The following is a 19,222-nucleotide window of genomic DNA, read 5'->3' as shown; positions in this document are numbered from 1 at the left end:
TACTCCTCCATAATTTGAACTGTAAATATTTTATAGCTAAAATACTAAAAGCTTTAAGAGGAAGTAAAAGAGGACTATTATTTTTTATTAGCAACAATGATTTTTTTGCTAATTATTTGATTGCCGGCTGTTGTTACTTTTGCAATATAAACGCCATTGCTGAGTGAACTTGTTGAATACGTTTGTTTTCTATTACTAGATTGAAGTTTATCGTTTAGAATTAGTTTTCCTAAAATATCGTATAATTGAAATTTTGTTAATTCAATATTATTTTTTTTAATAATCTTAAGTATAGCGGTATTATTATTATGCAGTATTCTAAAGTTTTCAAAACTAGATTCGGTATTACTTAATACTTGCTCTGTAAATGTAATTTCAAATCGATCGTTGTATTCACCGCGTTCAAGATAAACTTCAAAGTCTTGTTCTTTCAAATCTACATATGTTTCATTTTCAATATCATGTACATAAATAGACTGGCTGTTGGTAAAATTTTGAATATCCGCAATGCGAATGCGAATTGGTGATTCTTCTGCAACTTTTATGACTAGAGGAATTTTTAATTCTTCGTTAAAAGTTGAGGCTTCAGCGAGATATGAATCATTATCTATAGTCCAATAGGCATCAGATGATAACACATCAGCAGCATTTATTTTAGATTCTAATCCGTAGTCAAAACCATCTGTAGCTGTAGGATGAAAGGTTTGAACCAATTGTCTTGTATAAAGGTCATTAAAATCAATATTCAGTCTAAAACGTTTATAAGCTTCAGGCATTATAGAAAATACCGATTGATTAACCTTAGATTTTTTATCTCCTGACGATTTAAAAAACTCACTGTTAGCTGCCGATTCTTTAACATAACTGCGATGTGAATTTTTAGCTTTTACAACACCATTAGCAGTACCTTCTACCATAAATCCTTGCCCAATGGGTATGTAACGTCTTGCAGTTTTTGTACCTATACCAGTATTGGCTACATTTACAGATCCATTGCCATCATAAGTATTGAAAACTGCAGGTATAAATGTTTCAACGAGCCCTGTCGCGTCTATTGTATAGGTCGCATAACCACCATTATATGCATTTATATAGTGAGAATTAACTGTTTGGTCTTGCTCCCAATAATAAAGCGTTCCGTTAATTACAGATGCGTTTTCTACGTCGTGTATATAAGCTAAAGCATCTAGAGCAGACGGGTAGGGATTTCCAACTAAAGTAAATTGGTTTGTAGCAACACTAACACCAATGGTTCCTGTATTAGGCTTACCTCTAAAATCATATCTCTGGGCATTAGCAGAACCAATGGTTCCTTTCATGGTATAACCTTCTCCTGGGTTTATGGTTGTATTGCCTTTTACATGAATCCATTCACCATAGTTATCAGAAGCTATAAATTTCCAAACCCAATGAGGCTCAATATTTAATGGACTTGATGTACCGTTATATGAATTTGTAGAATTATATGTTGCAGGAGTGGAGGTGATTAAGCCCGTTACATCATTTAAAAATGAAATTCCAAACGGATTATTTATATTATTACTTGTTTTACTTCCAATTGGTGAACACCAATAGTTGTATTCGTGTTCGCCAGCATTCGCTTCTTGATAAACACTTAACTCGCCCACACCAGAGTTTCCTGTGGTTCCTGAGCCTTGAATTACTTGAGCTTCACTGCGTAAATAGATGGTGCTTGCCGCTTCGTTTAAATTAATATCGTCTTCTACAAAAACAATTTCATCGTTAATAAAAACATACGAAGTATTGCGTACCGAAAGCTGTGAAAAACTTAGGTTGCAAATCATCATTACAAAAATGACTAATATGTGGCGCATAGATTTGGGGGCTATAACAGCGGCAAATATAATAAATTTTTTAATAATTATGCATTTTAACGATTAAAAATGCGTTTTGTCGTTGATTTTATCGATTTTATTCTGAATTTTATCGATGAAAAATCTATTTTTTGATGTAATTTGTGCTCTCAAAACTGATACGATAATCATGAAATATTTAAATTATTTTCTTATACTATTGGGCGCTTTTGTCGCGATGTACTCTAAAACTGTCGGCGGTGAAAATCAATTTTTTTTAATTGGCGGTATTGTTTTACTCATGATTGGTATTTATAGAATAGCCAAAACAGTACCCAGCAGGAACGATGAAGATGATAGAACCCTTTAAAAATAAATAATTATGAGTTTTAAAGTGGGAGATTTTGTATTGGTTCTTGATGAAGATTTATCAGGTAAGATAAAGCATATTTCTGGCCAAACCATTTCAATAGAAACGGATGACGGTTTTTTAATGAATTTTCAAGCTCATGAACTCGTAAAAGCGAATAAAAAAACATCTTTAAAATCTGAAGTCTTTTTGCATGCCAATATAAACGATGTAGTTACAGAAAAAGAGGCTCCCAAAAGAAAACAAGAGACTAAAAAGCGTGTAAAGGAGAGGTATGAACCTACTATGGAAGTCGATTTACATATCAATCAATTGGTAAAATCTAGCAAAGGCATGTCTAATCATGATATGCTTACTTTGCAATTAGATACCGCCAGACGGAAGTTAGATTTTGCCATCAATAAACGTATTCAAAAAATAGTGTTTATTCATGGTGTTGGCGAAGGTGTTTTAAGAATGGAGTTGGGATACTTATTTGGTAGGTACAACAATGTAAAATACTATGACGCCAATTACCAAAAATATGGACTAGGGGCAACCGAGGTTTACATTTATCAGAATGCACCTAAAACTTAAGGAAAATCTGGTGTTACCGACCTAGTTGCGGATAATGAACTGTCTTCTAATTCACCAAAATCTAAAACATCGAACGAAATGACTTCTAAATCAAAATCATAAACTAATAGCGTAACCGTATAAGTTTGTGTTATGGTGTGCGTTCTGTAAGCTGTAGCACTCGGAGCGCCTAAATTGGCTACTTCCTTATTTAAATAATCAGGACCTACCTCACTCACAGTTATATCGTTTGCTGGGTTTTGGTCTTGGGTGTCGTTTTCTTCATCACGGGTATCTATACCGTCACCATCATCATCGGTGTCTAAATAATCAGGCGTGCCATCACCATCGGTATCCTGTGCATCGCTTAAGTCGCCATCTCCATTTGGATCTGGGTTTTCATTTTTAGTTAAAATGTTATCACCATCATCATCGGCATCAATATAATCTGGCAACCCATCACCATCGGTATCATCATCTTCCAAATTACCATTACCGTTTCTATCTTCTAATGAAGCACTAATTCCATCGTTGTCATCTTCAGTTAAAACGGTTGTAACCGTAGTGGATCCACTGGTACTTTCGTAATCTTGTTTTACACTTATTTCCGAATTTGGTATCGCACTGCAAAACAAATCACTAGGTAAAGTAGTATTGTTGTAAATACGATAATTTAGCGGGTTGGAAGAACTTATAGTATAGGTACTTTCAAACATACCATCTGAATCTACTTCAAGAATATCATCTAAGGTTACATTTGTTAACTTTATAGATAAGGATTCAGAAGGGTCTTCTTTCGTTTTATAAAAAACCAAATCAGAGTCGCCACAAGCTTCAAAAGCGTCTTCAAAATCTAATTCAAAATCAATAACATCGCCATCATCACAAGAATTTATTGGTATGAAAACTATCACTAAAAAAACAAAAAATAATTGACGCATTGTATTTGGGTTTTAGGCAAAAATAATGGAATTGATATTTATAACGTAGCTTATTGATAATAATTTTATTTCAAGTATTTTTGAACTTTAAAAGCAATTGATTTTTTATGCGCTTTTAAAGAAATAAAGGTAATTCATATGAAGTCGGTTTATTTTGATAATGCAGCAACAACGCCAATGCGTGATGAAGTTGTGGATGCCATTGCTGAAGTTTTAAGAAATAACTTTGGTAATCCTTCATCTTCGCATAGTTTTGGAAGGGCTTCTAAAGTTTTAGTTGAAAAATCTAGGAAGTTGATTGCTAAACATCTTAATGTTTCAGCTGGCGAAATAGTATTTACATCTGGTGGTACCGAAGCAGATAATTTGGTGCTAAACAGTGCCGTTAAAGATTTAGGCGTAACCCATATTATTACGTCTAAAATAGAGCATCATGCCGTTTTACATACGGTTAAAAAACTCCAGAACGAATTTAAAATACAAGTAAGTTATTTAGATTTAGATGATAAGGGTGAAATAGATTTTAGTCAACTAGAGCACTTGTTGCAATCTGAATCTAAAACTTTGGTGAGCTTGATGCATATTAATAACGAAATTGGAAATATTTTAGATATTAAACGCGTTGCAGATTTATGCAAACAAAATCGAGCGCTTTTTCATTCGGATGCGGTTCAATCTGTGGGACATTATAATTTGGATTTACAGAATGTTCCTGTTGATTTTATTGCCGCTTCTGCACATAAATTTCATGGGCCAAAAGGTGTTGGGTTTGCTTTTATTAGAAAAAATTCAGGATTAAAACCTTTGATAGTTGGTGGTGAACAGGAGCGAGGGTTGCGTGCTGGAACAGAAAGTATCCATAACATTGTTGGTATGGAAGTGGCTATAAAAGAAGCTTATAATAAATTGAAAGAAGAAACGGTTTTTATTAAAGGATTGAAGCAATATTTTATTGATGAAATAAAAAAAGAAATCCCGCATGTAAAATTTAATGGATGTTCTGATGATTTGGAAAAGAGTACCTATACTTTGGTAAATGTTTGCTTACCAATTCCGGTTAAGAAGGAAGATATGTTATTGTTTCAATTAGATTTAAAAGGGATTGCTTGTTCTAAAGGAAGTGCTTGCCAAAGTGGAAGTTCTCAGGTTTCGCATGTATTGTCAGAAATTCTAAATGGCGAAGATTTACAAAAACCTTCTATTCGATTTTCATTTAGTAAATACAATACGAAAGCTGAAGTTGATTATGTAATAAGTGTTCTTAAGGCGTTTATAGGATAATTTAAAACGTCATGGTAGTTCTTACATTAAAAACGCGCGGTGTTAAGTAATTAGGAATCGCAATTTGTCTTTTACTACTCACATCTCTTACCCATGTATTTGTAATGGAGTTTTGAACATCAAAAATATTGAAGATTTCAAATCCAAAAGAAAGGGCTTTAAATGGTTTTTTCCAACCGCTAGCGAACTGTTTTTCAGAATCAACTAACACATATTGTAAACCAAAATCGGCACGTTTATAAGAAGGTAATCTATTTTGATAGTCATAAGGGTCTGCATAACTAGGAGAACCTCCAGGTAATCCGGTATTAAAAACAAGATTTAAGTACATTTTTAAATTTGGCATGTTGGGTACATAATCTTGAAAAAGTGCTGCAAATTTTAAACGCTGATCTGTTGGACGTGAAATATAACCTCGGTTATCTGTATTTTCTTCAGTTTTTAAATACCCAAAACTAAACCACGATTCTGTACCTGGAACAAACTCTCCGTTCAATCGCATATCTAAGCCATAAGCATAGGCCTTTGCATTATTATTGGCGCGATAACGGATACGAACATTCTCGAGCGTATAAGCATTAACATCTGATAAGTTTTTATAATAAACTTCTGAAGTTAACTTAAAAGGTCTGTCCCACATTTTAAAACTATAATCGTTTCCAAGAACAAGATGAAAAGATTTTTGTGCTTTTACATCTGCTTGAATCACACCATTGGCATCGCGTAATTCTCTATAAAAAGGCGGTTGATAATACATTCCTGTGGCAACTCTAAAAAGCATGTCTTTTTCCCAATCTGGTTTTATGGCGAATTGTGCACGCGGACTGAAAACGGTTTGATTTGAAGATGAAATACCATCACCACTAACCGACCAATTATGAGCTCGAATACCAGCATTATACCATACGTCGCTAGTACCCAATGTACTTCGCTTACTCCATTGTCCGTAAGCCTGAAAACGGTTAATTTTAGTATTGTTTGTAGCTCGAACATTCTGGTAAGGCTCTAACGGACCAGTAAAAGGTTCGTAGGGTTGCTCATTAGAATAGGTGTTTGGTGGTCTTACTGAAAATCCTGCAGAATCAATAACTTCCCATTCAATCAAACGATCTCTAATATCTTCATGCGTATATTTTACTGACCATTCAAAACGATTTTCTTTAACTTTAAAATCCCCTTTATGTTCAATAGTAGAAATTAAAGCATCTAAATCGTTTCTACCGTGGTTCAATTGGCTGCCAATACCTTGAGTAAATTCAACTTCACCTAAATTTTCATCACCAATATTACTATTTACCTCTCCTAAACTGTATTGTGCAAGAATATCAAAATACTCCTCTTCTGTAGTATGATAGGTTGAGGTTATTAAGTGAAGCGTTAAGTCGTCATTTGCAAAATAAGATCCTTTAAAAGCCCCAAACAGTGTTTGGTATTGGTCTTTTTCTTGTCCGTCGTAAAAAACGACTAGAGCTACAGGGTCACTTAATGTTCCAAAATTGGTTTGACGCGCTTGGGGTTCAAAATTGTATTTGTTAATTGAGGCACTTCCTAAAAAACTTAAATGAAATTTATTTGTGAATTTATAAGTAAAAAAAGCTTGTGCATCTCCAAAAGATGGATTGAAGTTTGTTTCGGTTTCTTTGGCATTCACTAATAAACTGTTATCGCGATAACGTAGACCTACAATTCCTGTAAATTTTGAATCTTTACTTATGTTTTCTACGGAGAGACTGCCTCCTAATAAACTCAAATCTGCATTGACTTCAAACTGATACGGATTTTTATACGTAATATCTAAAACCGACGATAGTTTATCCCCATACTTGGCTTGAAATCCACCAGCTGAAAAATCTACATTTTGTACCAAGTTTGTGTTTACAAAACTCAATCCTTCTTGTTGTCCAGAGCGCACTAAAAACGGGCGATACACTTCAATACCGTTTACATATACCAAGTTTTCATCGTAATTACCACCACGAACGGAGTACTGCGTACTTAATTCGTTATTGTTACTAACTCCTGGTAGGGTTAAAAGTATATTTTCTACACCTGCATTGGCACCAGGAATTTTTCTGATGGCTTCAGGTTTTATGGTTACAATACCTTCAACTTCTTTTTTTCTATTGCTTTTTACAACCACAGCAGCAATTTGTTCAACAGAAGTGCTCATTACCGGATTAAACTCTAGCTCCTCGCCGTTTTTTAAGTTAAAGGTGCTGGTAATTTTTTTGAAAGAAAGATGGGTGAATTCTATAACAACATCTTTATTAGCGGGAATTGAAATTATATAAAAGCCGTTGGCATTGGTTTCGGTTCCGTTGTTTTCAGTTTTAATGCTTACTTTCTCTATAGGAACATTATTTTCATCTAAAATAACTCCTTTAATGGTCGCATTTTGGGCAAAACTCAACGTTAAACCTGTTAAAATTATAAAGATGGTTAGTAGTTTTTTTGCCTTCAAAAGTGTTTCAAGTTTATTTTCTGTAAAATAACGTTTCAAAAGTAGAATTATTTCCAACATTATCGGTAACAATTACCTTTAAATTATTTTTAGTATCCGTTATAACGTTATCATTAAAATCGTGTGTGAGTGTTTTGGTTTTATAATCATATTCCATTAAAATCCACTTGCCATTTACGGTTGCTCGGTAATTTGAGATTCCTGATTCTTGGTCGTCAATTTTAACTTTTAAATATCTAAAATTACTTAACCATTGTTTGTCTTTGAAATTTTTAGCGGAAATAGTCGGACTTACGGTATCCATTGATAGGGCGTAGGTACCAAGTTTTTTGGTTCTGGCAATGAGTAAATGATCTTTTCTTTTGGTACTGGTATAAGCCGGATATTTATTATCACCCAATAATTTTGCTATGTATAGTGAGTTTCTGTCTTCAATTGAATATTTGCTAACATCAAAAGTAATATTAAAGTTCTTTTTTGCTGCTTTTACATCTTCATGCAGTTTTAGAGTATCATTTTTCACTTCAAAATCTATGTAAAAATCTTCATAAAAAGTGTCTTTATAAAAATCAACAGATACAATCCCTTCTTTTAAATGGGTTGTTTGCGAGCTATTGACAAAATACGGAGTTATCTTTGCAGGTTCTTGTTTTAAACTTTTATTTTTAGCTCCTTTTATATGAATTGTAACCCATGATTCGTTGTTTTTGTAATCAGCAACCCGAATTTTATAAACCGAATAAGTACTGTCTTTGATGTTTAAAACACCTTCATTTAGTGCGGGTTTTAAAATACTTAATGGATTGTTTTTTCTGAATAACTTTTGGATTCGTTGTCTTTTAGTTGCAAAGTGTTCGTAGTCAATTAACTGATTGATGTGTTTGGTTTCACTAAATGCAAAACGTTTAAAATCAATTTCAAAATTGCGAGTACCATTGTAAAAGGTTTGAATATTATAAACCCCATTTGAGTTTGCTGCCAAATCTTGTCTATCAAAAGTACCCACTGCAAATCCTATATTACCAATGGCTTCAATGTTTTCAGTAGTATAATCACCATTTTTTAAGGGCGTAAGTCTTATTTTTTGCTTGCTATTGGAACTATTTACGAAGGAATTATTATCCAAAGGATATACGTAAATTGATGTAATTATCGGATTAACACTGTCTTTTATATCAATACCAAAAAGCATAGGGTTTATGGGGCGTTCTTGCTTATCTCTTATTTCATAATGAAGATGTGGTCCACCAGAGCCACCCGAATTTCCGCTATAAGCAATTAGGCTATCTTTTTGTATTGGTAAATTCTCAGCTTTAGGAAACAACTCAATTTCGTACGATTCATTTTTGTATTGATGCTTTTTAACATAAGCTTCAATATCTGGTGAAAACTTTTGTAAATGCGCGTATACCGTTGTGTAACCGTTTGGGTGCGTAATGTAAAGCGCTTTACCGTAGCCATAATGCGAGACTTTAATTCTACTCACAAAACCACTGGCTGATGCTTTTACCTTTAATCCTGTTCGCTGTTGCGTTTTAATATCTAAACCCGAATGAAAATGATTAGAGCGCAACTCTGCAAACGTACCAGATAATACTAATGGAATATCCAATGGATTACTAAAATAGTCTTGCGGATAAGGGTTTTGTGCACTTAAGTAACTAGAAAAAACTAAAAAGAGGGATAGTATATATCGCATAAACGTGAATTGAGGCTAAATTATTAATTTGACCTGAAAGTGCAAAGCATAAATCAAAAATCAGGCCATGTTGCACTGTGAGTACAATGTGCCAAAGAAAATAAAATTTTATGAAAAAACAATTGTAATTTATCCTTAGGTATGTTAACTTTGTGAGGTAAGTATTGAATTTTGTAAATGGGTAATATTGAGAATATTGTAGATTCATTAGAAAACAAGATTAGTAAAGTATTACACAAACTAGAGCTTTTAAAGCTTGCTAATTTGAAATTAAATGAAGAATTAGAAGTTTCAAAGCAAGAAAATCTAGCCCAAAAAAAGCAGATAGCAAATTGGGAAGAAAAGTACGAAGCTCTTAAAATGGCAAATACAATACTTGGTAGTGACGATAATAAGAGAGAAACTAAGCTTAAAATAAATGCCTTAATTAGAGATATTGATCATTGTATTGCTCAACTCTCAGATTAAAGCTCATTAAATTCAATGTCAGAGAAGCTTAAAATAAAGCTGTCAATAGCTAATCGGGTATATCCTTTAACGATTGAGTCAAGTCAGGAAGAAGGATTGCGTAAAGCGGCTAAAAACATTGAAGCAATGATTAAGCAATTTGAGCAAAGTTATTCTGTTCGAGATAAACAAGATGTATTGGCTATGTGCGCTTTACAGTTTGCTTCTCAAGTTGAACAGAAGTCTATTGATAAAGCAAATGTAAATGAGCATGTAGAAGAAAAGCTAAATGCTTTAAATGACTTGTTGCAATCTCATTTGACCTCTTAAACGTTCTTTAAAATACATAAAAGTTACTGCCTACATTGGTTATTTTTTTTGATAAACTCAACGTTAATTCTTTAAAAAGGGTGAGTTTAAGTTGTAAAAGCATGCTGCATATATTGAATTTATTTCAATAACTAGCAGACCCTTGATCAGCTTGTTAGCCCTAAACTTGTTTTTAAGGAGTTTATACAAAACTTTATACTGGTGTAGGCTTTTTTATATATACAAATCAACTAAATTAAAGATGGATAACTCAATTATATTTGCAGTAGGAGGTGTTTTATTAGGGCTAATTATAGGCTTTATAATTTCAAAAATACTTGAAAAAAACAATGCTTCTAAACTGGTTAAAGAAGCTAAGAAAAATGCGACTTTAATACTTAAAGAAGCAAAAAGTGAAGGCGAGACTATTAAAAAAGATAAAATACTCCAAGCCAAAGAAAAATTTATTGAACTTAAAGGAGAACATGAAAAAGTCATTCTTGCAAGAGATAAGAAAATGGCTGAAGCTGAAAAGCGTACACGCGATAAAGAATCTCAGGTATCAAACGAACTTGCTAGAAATAAAAAGCTTAATGACAATCTAGAAAGTAAAATAAAAGATTACGACCATAGATTAGAAGTGCTTAATAAGAAGCAAGACGAGGTTGATAAATTACATAAAAGCCAAGTACAACAATTAGAAGTAATTTCGAGTCTTTCTGCCGAAGAAGCAAAAGAACAATTGGTGGAATCTTTAAAAGGTGAAGCTAAAAATGACGCGATGTCTTTTATCCAAAGTGCTATTGAAGAAGCTAAATTAACAGCCGAACAAGATGCGAAAAAAATTATAATCAACACCATTCAACGTATTGGTACGGAAGAAGCAGTAGACAACTGTGTATCTGTATTTAATATTGAATCTGATGATGTTAAAGGACGTATTATTGGTAGAGAAGGTAGAAATATTAGAGCCATTGAAGCAGCAACAGGTGTTGAAATTATTGTAGATGATACGCCCGAAGCTATAATCTTATCGTGCTTTGATTCTGTGCGTAGAGAGGTAGCCCGCTTATCGTTACACAAACTGGTAACAGACGGAAGAATACACCCTGCTAGAATTGAAGAGATTGTTAAGAAAACGCAAAAGCAAATAGAACAAGAAATTATTGAGGTAGGTAAGCGTACGGTAATAGATTTAGGGATACACAATTTAAACCCTGAGTTAATTAAAATGGTGGGTAGAATGAAATACCGTTCTTCTTACGGACAAAACTTACTACAACACTCGCGTGAAGTAGCTAAATTATGTGGAGTTATGGCTGCAGAATTAGGGCTAAACCCAAAATTAGCTAAACGCGCAGGATTATTGCACGATATTGGAAAAGTGCCAGATGCTGAAGCCGATATGGAAACACCGCATGCTATTTTAGGTATGCAATGGGCAGAGAAGTATGGTGAGAAAGATGAGGTTTGTAATGCTATTGGAGCGCATCACGATGAAATTGAAATGAAATCGCTTTTAGCACCAATTATTCAAGTTTGTGATGCTATTTCTGGAGCAAGACCTGGAGCACGACGTCAAGTGTTAGATAGTTACATTCAAAGATTAAAAGATTTAGAGGATATAGCTTTTGGTTTTGAAGGTGTTAAAAAAGCGTATGCTATACAAGCCGGAAGAGAACTGCGTGTTATTGTTGAAAGTGAAAAAGTAGATGATCAAAAAGCTGCAGATTTATCGTTTAGCATTTCTCAAAAAGTTCAGACAGATATGACTTATCCTGGACAAGTAAAAGTAACCGTTATTCGAGAAACTAGAGCAGTAAATATTGCTAAGTAATAAATTCCTGCGAATGCAGGAATCTTGTATATAAATTAAAATCCAGTTAGTATACTAGCTGGATTTTTTTATTTTTCCAACAGCTAACAGCTATTTCCTAGGATGATATTTCTCTACAACTTTAGTTAAATGGCTCTTATCTAAATGCACATATATTTCAGTAGTTGTGATACTTTCGTGTCCTAGCATTAATTGTATGGAGCGCAAATCAGCATTATTTTCTAAGAGGTGTGTTGCAAACGAGTGCCTAAAGGTATGAGGTGATATGCTTTTTTTAAGCCCAATTTTTTCTGCTAATTGTTTTATTATGGTAAAAATCATGGCTCGAGTGAGCTGCTTACCACGTCTGTTTAAGAATAAAGTATCTTCATGACCGGGTTGAATGTTCAAATGAATACGCACTTCCTTTCTATAAATGTTGATGTATTTCTGTGTCACATCAATTATAGGAACAAAACGTTGTTTATCACCTTTACCTGTTACCTTAATAAAGCCTTCATCAAAAAATAAATCTGAAATCTTAAGGTTAATAAGTTCGCTAACACGCAACCCGCAACCGTATAAAGTTTCTAACATCGCTCGGTTACGTTCGCCTTCAGGTTTACTTAAATCTATGGCTTTTATAATTTGATCTATTTCTTCTTCCGATAACGTGTCCGGAAGTTTTCTGCCAATTTTAGGCGACTCTATAAGTTCTAAAGGATTGTCTTTTCTATAATCTTCAAAAACCAAATAGCTAAAAAAACTTCGTAACCCTGAGATTAGTCGCGATTGCGATCGGGCATTCACGGTTTTAGCGGTTTCGTATATAAATTGTTGTATTGTTTCAGTTGTGATTGCAATTGGTGAAATACCGATACTGTGTCGTTCTAAATAGGCGACGAATTTATTGATGTCTAAGCTGTAATTATCAATAGAATTTTTAGATAAGCCACGTTCTATTTTCAAATAAAGTTGATAATCTTTAATTGCGTTTTTCCATTTCATTAAGGTAAAGGTAATTAATTCAATAGAATTATAAATACTGACTTTTTAGCAATTTCTTATGTTGATTCAGTATAAATTATTAATAACTGAAAAATTAATTATTTGATTTTAAATTAGTTAAGTTTTTGAGTTAATTAAATTGTTAATAATTGAGGTCGTTTGTAGTATTTTTCGAAAACAAATGTTGTTATTTGCTCTAATCAAACTAAAAACATTTTAAATTATGAGAAAATTATTTTTATTAGTTGCAATTGCACTTTTAAGTTTAACAAGCATGAATGCTCAGGAGCAAGCGATTAAAGCTAACCCAATTGGTTTAGCTTTTGGAGTTGCTAATGCAGGTTATGAGTTTTCAACAAACGATAACCAAACACTAACTATTGCTGGGTTGTATTATAATATTTCAGACGTTTCTGGATTTGGAGCAGGTTTGGAGTATAGATTTTACTTTTCTAGTGATGAAGCTTTAAGAGGTTGGCATGCAGGTCCTTCAGTTGGTTATTTCTCGTTAGAAGATGATTTTAACAATTCAGCTGGGTTCTTTTCAATAGGAGGAGAAGTGGGACATCAATGGATTTTTGGTGAGCATTTTGCACTTGATGTATTTGCAGGCTTAGGTTACGTCGCTGGAAGCTCTGATGATCTTGCGGTAACTATTAATTCTGCAGCAGTTAGCTTAGGTGTTGCTCTAGGTTACGCTTGGTAATTTAAAATATCAAATATCAAAAGGGAAGCATTTGGCTTCCCTTTTTTTATGCACAAATTTTAATATATTTACTTCATGAAAAAACTAATCATCATCAACGGTCCTAACTTAAATTTATTAGGAAAAAGAGAACCAAATATTTATGGAAGTTTATCTTTTACAGAGTTTTTAGAGGAGATAAAAGGTAAATATCAAAATGTACAAATAGATTATTTTCAATCGAACATAGAAGGAGAAATTATTGATAAATTACATGAAGTAGGTTTTAGTTATGATGGTATTATATTAAATGCGGCAGCCTATACACATACTTCTGTTGGCATTGGCGACGCCGTTAAAGCTATAGAAACGCTAGTAGTTGAAGTTCATATTTCTAATACTTTTAATAGAGAAGAATTCAGGCACCAATCCTTTATTTCGCCTAATGCGAGAGGTGTTATTCTTGGTTTTGGTTTGCAGAGTTATGAACTGGCTATTCAAAGTTTTTAATAGATTTCTTAGATTCTCAGAGCTTAAGATTAAAAGAAAAAAAAAGTTCCAGATAATTCTGGAACTTTTTAATTTATATCATATAAAATCTAACAATCTAAATTGTCTAGATATGAATCACTTCATCATATGCAGCAGCAACAGCTTCCATAACCGCCTCACTCATAGTAGGATGCGGGTGAATAGCTTTTAATACTTCATGACCAGTAGTTTCTAATTTTCTACCTAAAACAGCTTCAGCTATCATATCAGTTACTCCAGCACCTATCATGTGGCAACCTAACCATTCACCATATTTAGCATCAAAAATAACTTTTACAAAGCCTTCTTTGTTTCCTCCAGCACTTGCTTTACCAGAAGCTGAGAACGGGAATTTTCCAACTTTGATATCTAAACCTTTGTCTTTGGCTTGTTTTTCAGTTAAACCAACCGATGCGATTTCAGGCGTACAGTAAGTACATCCAGGAATGTTACCATAGTCTATAGGCTCTACATGCATGCCTGCAAGCTTTTCAACACAAAGGATACCTTCAGCAGAAGCTACGTGTGCTAAAGCAGGTCCAGGAGTTACATCTCCAATGGCGTAATATCCAGGAATATTTGTTTGGTAAAAATCGTTCACAATAATTTTATCTCTATCAACAACAATACCTACATCCTCTAAACCTATATTTTCAATATTTGTTTTTATGCCTACAGCACTTAAAATAATATCGGCTTCTAATACTTCTTCGCCTTTACTAGTTTTAACAGTAGCTTTAACGCCTTTGCCTGAAGTATCTACTTTTGTTACCTCTGCAGAAGTCATGATATTAATTCCAGATTTTTTAAACGAACGCTCTAATTGTTTAGATACATCCTCGTCTTCCACAGGAACAATATTCGGTAAGTATTCAACAATAGTTACCTCAGTACCCATTGAGTTATAAAAATAAGCAAACTCAACTCCAATTGCTCCAGAGCCAACTACAATCATTTTCTTTGGTTGTTTCTTTAAGCTCATAGCTTGTCTGTAACCAATTACCTTTTCTCCATCTTGAGGTAAACTTGGTAATTCGCGAGAACGAGCTCCAGTTGCTATAATAATATTATCGGCACTATACTCTTTTCCGTCAACATCAACCTTCTTACCAGGTTTTATTTTACCATAACCATCAATAACGTCTATTTTGTTTTTCTTCATTAGGAATTGTACACCTTTACTCATCCCATCAGCAACACCACGGCTTCGGTTTACCACCGCATCAAAATCATGCGCTGCATCTTTCACTTTTAAACCATAATCTTCAGCATGTTTAAGGTATTCAAAAACCTGTGCAGACTTTAATAATGCTTTTGTTGGAATACAACCCCAATTTAAACATACACCACCAAGATTTTCTTTTTCAACTATAGCGGTTTTAAAACCTAATTGCGATGCTCTAATAGCTGTTACATAACCACCAGGACCACTTCCAAGAACAATAATATCGTATTTACTCATTTGTTAAAGTTTAAGATGCGAATTTACAAAATCGAATTTGAATAAAGAATTTAGAGCCTAGAAATTTACATCTTTATACTACCTTTGTGTCGCAAGTTTTAATTTATGAATATACCTAGAACAAGTTATCCGCGAATTGTAATTATTGGCGGTGGTTTTGCCGGAGTTGCCTTAGCAAAGAAATTATCTAAACAAGAAGTGCAAGTTGTACTTTTGGATAAAAACAATTATCACACCTTTCAACCTTTATTATATCAAGTATCTACAGGTGGTTTAGAGCCTGATTCTATAGCTTATCCTATTCGAAAAATACTCAAAGATTTTCCTAACTTCTATTTTAGATTAGCTAATGTAGAAGAGATTGACACTGTAAAAAATAAGGTCATAACAAATATTGGTAAGTTAAAGTTCGACTATTTGGTAGTGGCGTCTGGTTCTACAACTAATTATTTTGGGAATGTTGAAGTAGAAAAGCATAGTATGGCAATGAAAACCATACCACAGTCTTTAGATTTAAGAAGTTTGATATTAGAAAATTTTGAAGAAGCACTACTAACCTCAGATTTAAATGAACGGAATGCCTTAATGAATTTTGTTATTGTTGGAGGCGGACCAACAGGCGTTGAACTTGCCGGTGCGTTGGCAGAAATTAAAAAAGGTATTCTTCCAAAAGATTACCCCGATTTAGATACCCGTTTGGCACAAATTCATATTGTTCAATCTAGTGATTGCATACTTAAAGGTATGAGTGACAATGCCTCAGCAAAAGCAGAAGATTTTCTTGAAAAGTTGGGCGTAAACATTTGGAAAAACGTAAGAGTTACCAATTACGATGGTAAAACCGTAACCACCAATACAGATTTAACCTTCGAGACAGCCACCTTAGTTTGGGCTGCAGGCGTAAAAGGCGCAACAATAAAGGGATTAGATGCTGAGGATTTTGTAACACGTGGCAACCGACTTTTAGTTAATCATTTTAATCAAGTTAAAGGATACAACAACATATTTGCAATAGGCGATATTGCCTGTTTGGTAAGCGAAGAGTTTCCAAATGGTTTCCCAATGATGGCGCAACCTGCTATTCAACAGGGCGAGCAACTAGGAGATAATATGTTAAGACTAATAGAAGAAAAACCTATGAAATCTTTTATTTATAAAGATAAAGGTGCCATGGCCACCATTGGAAGAAACAAAGCGGTAGTCGATTTAAAACGCTGGAAATTTCAAGGTGTTTTCGCTTGGTATGTTTGGATGTTTGTACATTTATTTTTCTTAATCGGCTTTAGAAACCGTATGGTGGTTTTTATAAACTGGGTATATAATTATGTTCGTTTTGATAGGGAAGCCCGCTTAATTATTCGTCCGTTTAAAAAGAAGTTAAAATCCTAGTTTTCAATTAATTTGGGCGAGCCCGATGAAAAATCGGGACAGGCTTTCAGCAGTCGCTTTTTTGTGTTGCATAATGCAACAACACAAAAAGAGCTCCAACAAATGCCTCAATCCTTCTCGCAGGGCATATTTGCTAGTTTTTAATTTTTAGATTAAGATTTATTCATCTTTACAAGAAAAAATCTTCATCAATTTTTTATGTAATGTTTATTTTGTTAGTGAATAACATACTGCCGACTGTCACAGGAACTAAGACTTTTTTCAAAGGTCATCAGTAAAATGTCGTTTCCCTTTATTTTGACTGAATTTATTCAGATTATATTGAGAAGAACTCCCTTTGGGGATAGATAACGATTCCCATGCATCGCCTTTTAATAGTTTTCCTAAAAACACCATTTGCCCAACATGATAGGAGTAATGAGCTAATTGCCGGTTAATAGCTTCAATAACAGTGTGTCCGCCGTTTCTAATGTATACAATTTGTTCTAAATGTTCCGTTTTTAAAGGTTTTATAGCATCAAATAAACAAAACCAACCACTTTCCCATGCAGCGATAATTTCTTCTTTAGAATTGAATGTATTAATAAATTCTTCATCTCTATATCGCCATTCTTTTTCACCATCTTCTGTTAAAAAATTAGTCCATCTACTAAGCATATTACCAACCATATGCTTTACAATTACAGCAATACTATTTGATTCCTCGTTAGGTTGCCACAACAACTGCTCAAAATCAAGCTGAGCTACAGTCCTATCGCCTAAGCTCTTGTAATATTCAAATTGTTTAATGATGCTAGATAGATAACTTTCCATATTGAAAGATAAATGAACAATTATTAAATTCTAAATCTCAATCCGATTGAATATACTCTTGAAATTTAGCTTTCTGTATTGAGGAGATGTTTATTAATAGTTGGGAATAAATTTTAATGCCACACCATTTATGCAATGGCGTTTCCCTGTAGTTTCTCTTGGTCCGTCATTAAAAACATGTCCTAAATGCCCGCCGCAAGTAGCACAATGCTCTTCAGTTCTTGCATAACCTAAATCGTAATCAGTAGAAAAAGCAACATTACCTTCTATTTCCCTATCAAAACTAGGCCACCCAGACCCAGAATCGTATTTATGCTCACTCTTAAATAATGGGGTATCACATCCTTTACAAACATAAACACCAGCCTGATAGTTTTTATTAAACGGACTGGAAAATGCTGCTTCTGTTCCACTTTTACGTAAAACATAATATTCTTTATCCGTTAATTGTGCTTTCCATTCCGCTTCAGTTTTGGTTATTTTAAAGTTTTCATTGGATTTTTCTTGTTTTTTCTGTGCTGAAGAGTTACAACTAAAAACAATGGTGATAACTAATAATATTAGTATTTTATTCATTTTTATGCAGTTTTATATCTTTAAGTCGCTTGTTCATTGTAAACATAACATTCATTTTAAACAAATTATAAAATTAAAGATCCTTTTCTAAATTTTTATTTGATGTGACCAATAAATATTTTTAGTGTCTCAATTTAATAAGGTACAATTTTTGTATTTTTAAGAATTCTATAAAACCCTTAGAAAGATGAAGATAAAGAATACACTTTTATTAATTTTAGTTGCAGCTTTTGTTATTGCTTGCGCTACAAATCCATTTACAGGTAAAAAGACTATGGCTTTAGTGCCTAATTCTCAATTGTTTCCTACGGCTTTTGCTCAGTACAGTCAATTTTTAAATGAAAATAAAGTTGTAACTGGAACAAAAGAATCAGAAATGATAACTCGCGTTGGACAGCGAATTGCTGTTGCTGCAGAACGATGGTTAAATGCTAATGGTCATCAATCTTATTTAGAAGATTATAAATGGGAATACAATCTAGTAGAAGATAATACGGTAAACGCTTGGTGTATGCCAGGTGGTAAAATTGTTTTTTATACAGGTATTTTACCTATTGCTCAAAATGAAGCAGGTGTTGCGGCTATCATGGGGCACGAGGTGGCGCATGCTTTAGCAAACCACGGACAACAACGTATGAGTGCAGGTATGTTACAACAATTTGGAGCGGTAGCAGGAAATATTGCCATTAAGGATGAAGAATCTAGAAATGCGTTTAACCAATATTATGGTATAGGGTCTCAATTAGGAATTATGTTACCTTTTAGCAGAAGTCATGAAACGGAGTCTGATCAAATAGGTATTTATTTAATGGCCATAGCGGGTTATAATCCTGATGAAGCCTCAAAGCTTTGGCAACGTATGAAAGCAAACAGTGGAGGGCAAGCACCACCTGAGTTTTTAAGTACACACCCATCAAACGATACAAGAATTGCGAACCTTAAAGCTTGGGCGCCAAAAGCAAGAGCAGAAGCGAAAAAGTTTGGGGTTACCTCATTTAGACAATAGAAACCCTTACGGATTAAAAATATTGATTATTTTAGGAGCTGCTCATAAAAGAGCAGCTT

At 33.7% G+C, this 19,222-nt stretch carries 18 protein-coding genes and 1 other RNA gene; 11 read left to right on the top strand and 8 right to left on the bottom strand.

Annotated features, from left to right (window positions below; all coding sequences use genetic code 11):
• Positions 1-77: 77 nt before the first annotated feature.
• Positions 78-1,835, bottom strand: a complete 1,758-nt coding sequence (locus tag O5O44_RS11400; protein WP_289194465.1) for a DUF8693 domain-containing protein — start codon at positions 1,833-1,835, stop codon at positions 78-80.
• 169 nt (positions 1,836-2,004) lie between these two features.
• Between O5O44_RS11400 and O5O44_RS11395 the strand changes: the two genes are divergently transcribed.
• Positions 2,005-2,184, top strand: a complete 180-nt coding sequence (locus tag O5O44_RS11395) for a hypothetical protein (protein ID WP_289194464.1) — start codon at positions 2,005-2,007, stop codon at positions 2,182-2,184.
• Positions 2,185-2,196: 12 nt separating this feature from the next.
• Entirely contained in the window at positions 2,197-2,760 is a 564-nt protein-coding gene (locus O5O44_RS11390) for a DUF8465 domain-containing protein (RefSeq protein ID WP_289194463.1), read from the top strand.
• On the opposite strand, the gene O5O44_RS11385 is transcribed toward O5O44_RS11390, so the two are convergent.
• Positions 2,757-3,680 (bottom strand): hypothetical protein, encoded by a 924-nt coding sequence (locus O5O44_RS11385; RefSeq protein WP_289194462.1) that lies wholly within the window; start codon positions 3,678-3,680, stop codon positions 2,757-2,759. The genes O5O44_RS11390 and O5O44_RS11385 overlap by 4 nt on opposite strands.
• Before the next feature lie 138 nt (positions 3,681-3,818).
• Here O5O44_RS11385 and O5O44_RS11380 point away from each other — a divergent pair, with 138 nt between their 5' ends.
• The gene (locus O5O44_RS11380; protein WP_289194461.1) at positions 3,819-4,961 is read left to right on the top strand and encodes a cysteine desulfurase family protein; all 1,143 of its coding nucleotides are present in this window, start codon (positions 3,819-3,821) and stop codon (positions 4,959-4,961) included.
• Position 4,962: 1 nt separating this feature from the next.
• Here O5O44_RS11380 and O5O44_RS11375 read toward each other — a convergent pair whose 3' ends face one another.
• Together O5O44_RS11375 and O5O44_RS11370 are read right to left on the bottom strand one after the other, a co-directional pair.
• On the bottom strand, positions 4,963-7,482 hold the full coding sequence (locus O5O44_RS11375; protein ID WP_289194460.1) for a TonB-dependent receptor: 2,520 nt from the start codon (positions 7,480-7,482) through the stop codon (positions 4,963-4,965).
• Positions 7,436-9,121 (bottom strand): M23 family metallopeptidase, encoded by a 1,686-nt coding sequence (locus tag O5O44_RS11370; RefSeq protein ID WP_289194459.1) that lies wholly within the window; start codon positions 9,119-9,121, stop codon positions 7,436-7,438. Before O5O44_RS11370 ends, O5O44_RS11375 begins: the two co-directional genes overlap by 47 nt.
• Before the next feature lie 177 nt (positions 9,122-9,298).
• Between O5O44_RS11370 and O5O44_RS11365 the strand changes: the two genes are divergently transcribed.
• The 4 genes from O5O44_RS11365 (at position 9,299) to rny (ending at position 11,714) form a co-directional block, all read left to right on the top strand.
• On the top strand, positions 9,299-9,589 hold the full coding sequence (locus O5O44_RS11365; RefSeq protein ID WP_019387181.1) for a coiled-coil domain-containing protein: 291 nt from the start codon (positions 9,299-9,301) through the stop codon (positions 9,587-9,589).
• Positions 9,590-9,604: 15 nt separating this feature from the next.
• Entirely contained in the window at positions 9,605-9,898 is a 294-nt protein-coding gene (locus O5O44_RS11360) for a cell division protein ZapA (RefSeq protein WP_019387180.1), read from the top strand.
• A gap of 55 nt (positions 9,899-9,953) precedes the next feature.
• A non-coding RNA gene (gene ssrS, locus O5O44_RS11355) (6S RNA) lies at positions 9,954-10,081 on the top strand.
• 58 nt (positions 10,082-10,139) lie between these two features.
• Positions 10,140-11,714 carry a ribonuclease Y gene (rny, locus tag O5O44_RS11350; RefSeq protein WP_019387179.1) on the top strand — a complete coding sequence of 525 codons (1,575 nt, stop codon included), beginning with the start codon at positions 10,140-10,142 and terminating at the stop codon, positions 11,712-11,714.
• A 90-nt stretch (positions 11,715-11,804) separates the two neighbouring features.
• Here the strand turns inward: rny and xerD are convergent, their stop codons facing one another.
• Positions 11,805-12,701, bottom strand: coding sequence for a site-specific tyrosine recombinase XerD (gene xerD, locus O5O44_RS11345; protein WP_289194458.1), 897 nt, complete (start codon positions 12,699-12,701; stop codon positions 11,805-11,807).
• Between the two features lie 223 nt (positions 12,702-12,924).
• On the opposite strand from xerD, the gene O5O44_RS11340 reads away from it, so the two are divergent.
• Positions 12,925-13,407 carry a DUF3575 domain-containing protein gene (locus O5O44_RS11340; RefSeq protein ID WP_289194457.1) on the top strand — a complete coding sequence of 161 codons (483 nt, stop codon included), beginning with the start codon at positions 12,925-12,927 and terminating at the stop codon, positions 13,405-13,407.
• A gap of 75 nt (positions 13,408-13,482) precedes the next feature.
• Positions 13,483-13,896, top strand: a complete 414-nt coding sequence (gene aroQ / locus O5O44_RS11335; RefSeq protein ID WP_289194456.1) for a type II 3-dehydroquinate dehydratase — start codon at positions 13,483-13,485, stop codon at positions 13,894-13,896.
• 106 nt (positions 13,897-14,002) lie between these two features.
• On the opposite strand, the gene lpdA is transcribed toward aroQ, so the two are convergent.
• Positions 14,003-15,379: a dihydrolipoyl dehydrogenase gene (gene lpdA / locus O5O44_RS11330; RefSeq protein WP_289194455.1), complete on the bottom strand. Its 1,377-nt coding sequence runs from the start codon at positions 15,377-15,379 to the stop codon at positions 14,003-14,005.
• Between the two features lie 105 nt (positions 15,380-15,484).
• Between lpdA and O5O44_RS11325 the strand changes: the two genes are divergently transcribed.
• Positions 15,485-16,768 carry an NAD(P)/FAD-dependent oxidoreductase gene (locus O5O44_RS11325; protein WP_289194454.1) on the top strand — a complete coding sequence of 428 codons (1,284 nt, stop codon included), beginning with the start codon at positions 15,485-15,487 and terminating at the stop codon, positions 16,766-16,768.
• Positions 16,769-17,029: 261 nt separating this feature from the next.
• On the opposite strand, the gene O5O44_RS11320 is transcribed toward O5O44_RS11325, so the two are convergent.
• Entirely contained in the window at positions 17,030-17,581 is a 552-nt protein-coding gene (locus O5O44_RS11320; RefSeq protein WP_289194453.1) for a DUF1572 family protein, read from the bottom strand.
• A gap of 93 nt (positions 17,582-17,674) precedes the next feature.
• The gene (gene msrB, locus O5O44_RS11315) at positions 17,675-18,157 is read right to left on the bottom strand and encodes a peptide-methionine (R)-S-oxide reductase MsrB (protein WP_289194452.1); all 483 of its coding nucleotides are present in this window, start codon (positions 18,155-18,157) and stop codon (positions 17,675-17,677) included.
• A gap of 187 nt (positions 18,158-18,344) precedes the next feature.
• Here msrB and O5O44_RS11310 point away from each other — a divergent pair, with 187 nt between their 5' ends.
• Positions 18,345-19,163: a M48 family metallopeptidase gene (locus tag O5O44_RS11310; protein WP_019387171.1), complete on the top strand. Its 819-nt coding sequence runs from the start codon at positions 18,345-18,347 to the stop codon at positions 19,161-19,163.
• Positions 19,164-19,222: the final 59 nt, after the last annotated feature.

This window comes from Algibacter luteus (assembly GCF_030344935.1).
In the GTDB taxonomy this organism is placed as follows: Bacteria; Bacteroidota; Bacteroidia; order Flavobacteriales; family Flavobacteriaceae; genus Arenitalea; species Arenitalea lutea.
This window is presented reverse-complemented; position numbering and strand designations above follow the sequence as displayed.

Coding starts and splice junctions, on each gene's coding strand:
- O5O44_RS11400 (WP_289194465.1), bottom strand. CDS start 1,835: ATGCGCCACATATTAGTCATTTTTGTAATGATGATTTGCAACCTAAGT.
- O5O44_RS11395 (WP_289194464.1), top strand. CDS start 2,005: ATGAAATATTTAAATTATTTTCTTATACTATTGGGCGCTTTTGTCGCG.
- O5O44_RS11390 (WP_289194463.1), top strand. CDS start 2,197: ATGAGTTTTAAAGTGGGAGATTTTGTATTGGTTCTTGATGAAGATTTA.
- O5O44_RS11385 (WP_289194462.1), bottom strand. CDS start 3,680: ATGCGTCAATTATTTTTTGTTTTTTTAGTGATAGTTTTCATACCAATA.
- O5O44_RS11380 (WP_289194461.1), top strand. CDS start 3,819: ATGAAGTCGGTTTATTTTGATAATGCAGCAACAACGCCAATGCGTGAT.
- O5O44_RS11375 (WP_289194460.1), bottom strand. CDS start 7,482: ATGTTGGAAATAATTCTACTTTTGAAACGTTATTTTACAGAAAATAAA.
- O5O44_RS11370 (WP_289194459.1), bottom strand. CDS start 9,121: ATGCGATATATACTATCCCTCTTTTTAGTTTTTTCTAGTTACTTAAGT.
- O5O44_RS11365 (WP_019387181.1), top strand. CDS start 9,299: ATGGGTAATATTGAGAATATTGTAGATTCATTAGAAAACAAGATTAGT.
- O5O44_RS11360 (WP_019387180.1), top strand. CDS start 9,605: ATGTCAGAGAAGCTTAAAATAAAGCTGTCAATAGCTAATCGGGTATAT.
- rny (WP_019387179.1), top strand. CDS start 10,140: ATGGATAACTCAATTATATTTGCAGTAGGAGGTGTTTTATTAGGGCTA.
- xerD (WP_289194458.1), bottom strand. CDS start 12,701: ATGAAATGGAAAAACGCAATTAAAGATTATCAACTTTATTTGAAAATA.
- O5O44_RS11340 (WP_289194457.1), top strand. CDS start 12,925: ATGAGAAAATTATTTTTATTAGTTGCAATTGCACTTTTAAGTTTAACA.
- aroQ (WP_289194456.1), top strand. CDS start 13,483: ATGAAAAAACTAATCATCATCAACGGTCCTAACTTAAATTTATTAGGA.
- lpdA (WP_289194455.1), bottom strand. CDS start 15,379: ATGAGTAAATACGATATTATTGTTCTTGGAAGTGGTCCTGGTGGTTAT.
- O5O44_RS11325 (WP_289194454.1), top strand. CDS start 15,485: ATGAATATACCTAGAACAAGTTATCCGCGAATTGTAATTATTGGCGGT.
- O5O44_RS11320 (WP_289194453.1), bottom strand. CDS start 17,581: ATGGAAAGTTATCTATCTAGCATCATTAAACAATTTGAATATTACAAG.
- msrB (WP_289194452.1), bottom strand. CDS start 18,157: ATGAATAAAATACTAATATTATTAGTTATCACCATTGTTTTTAGTTGT.
- O5O44_RS11310 (WP_019387171.1), top strand. CDS start 18,345: ATGAAGATAAAGAATACACTTTTATTAATTTTAGTTGCAGCTTTTGTT.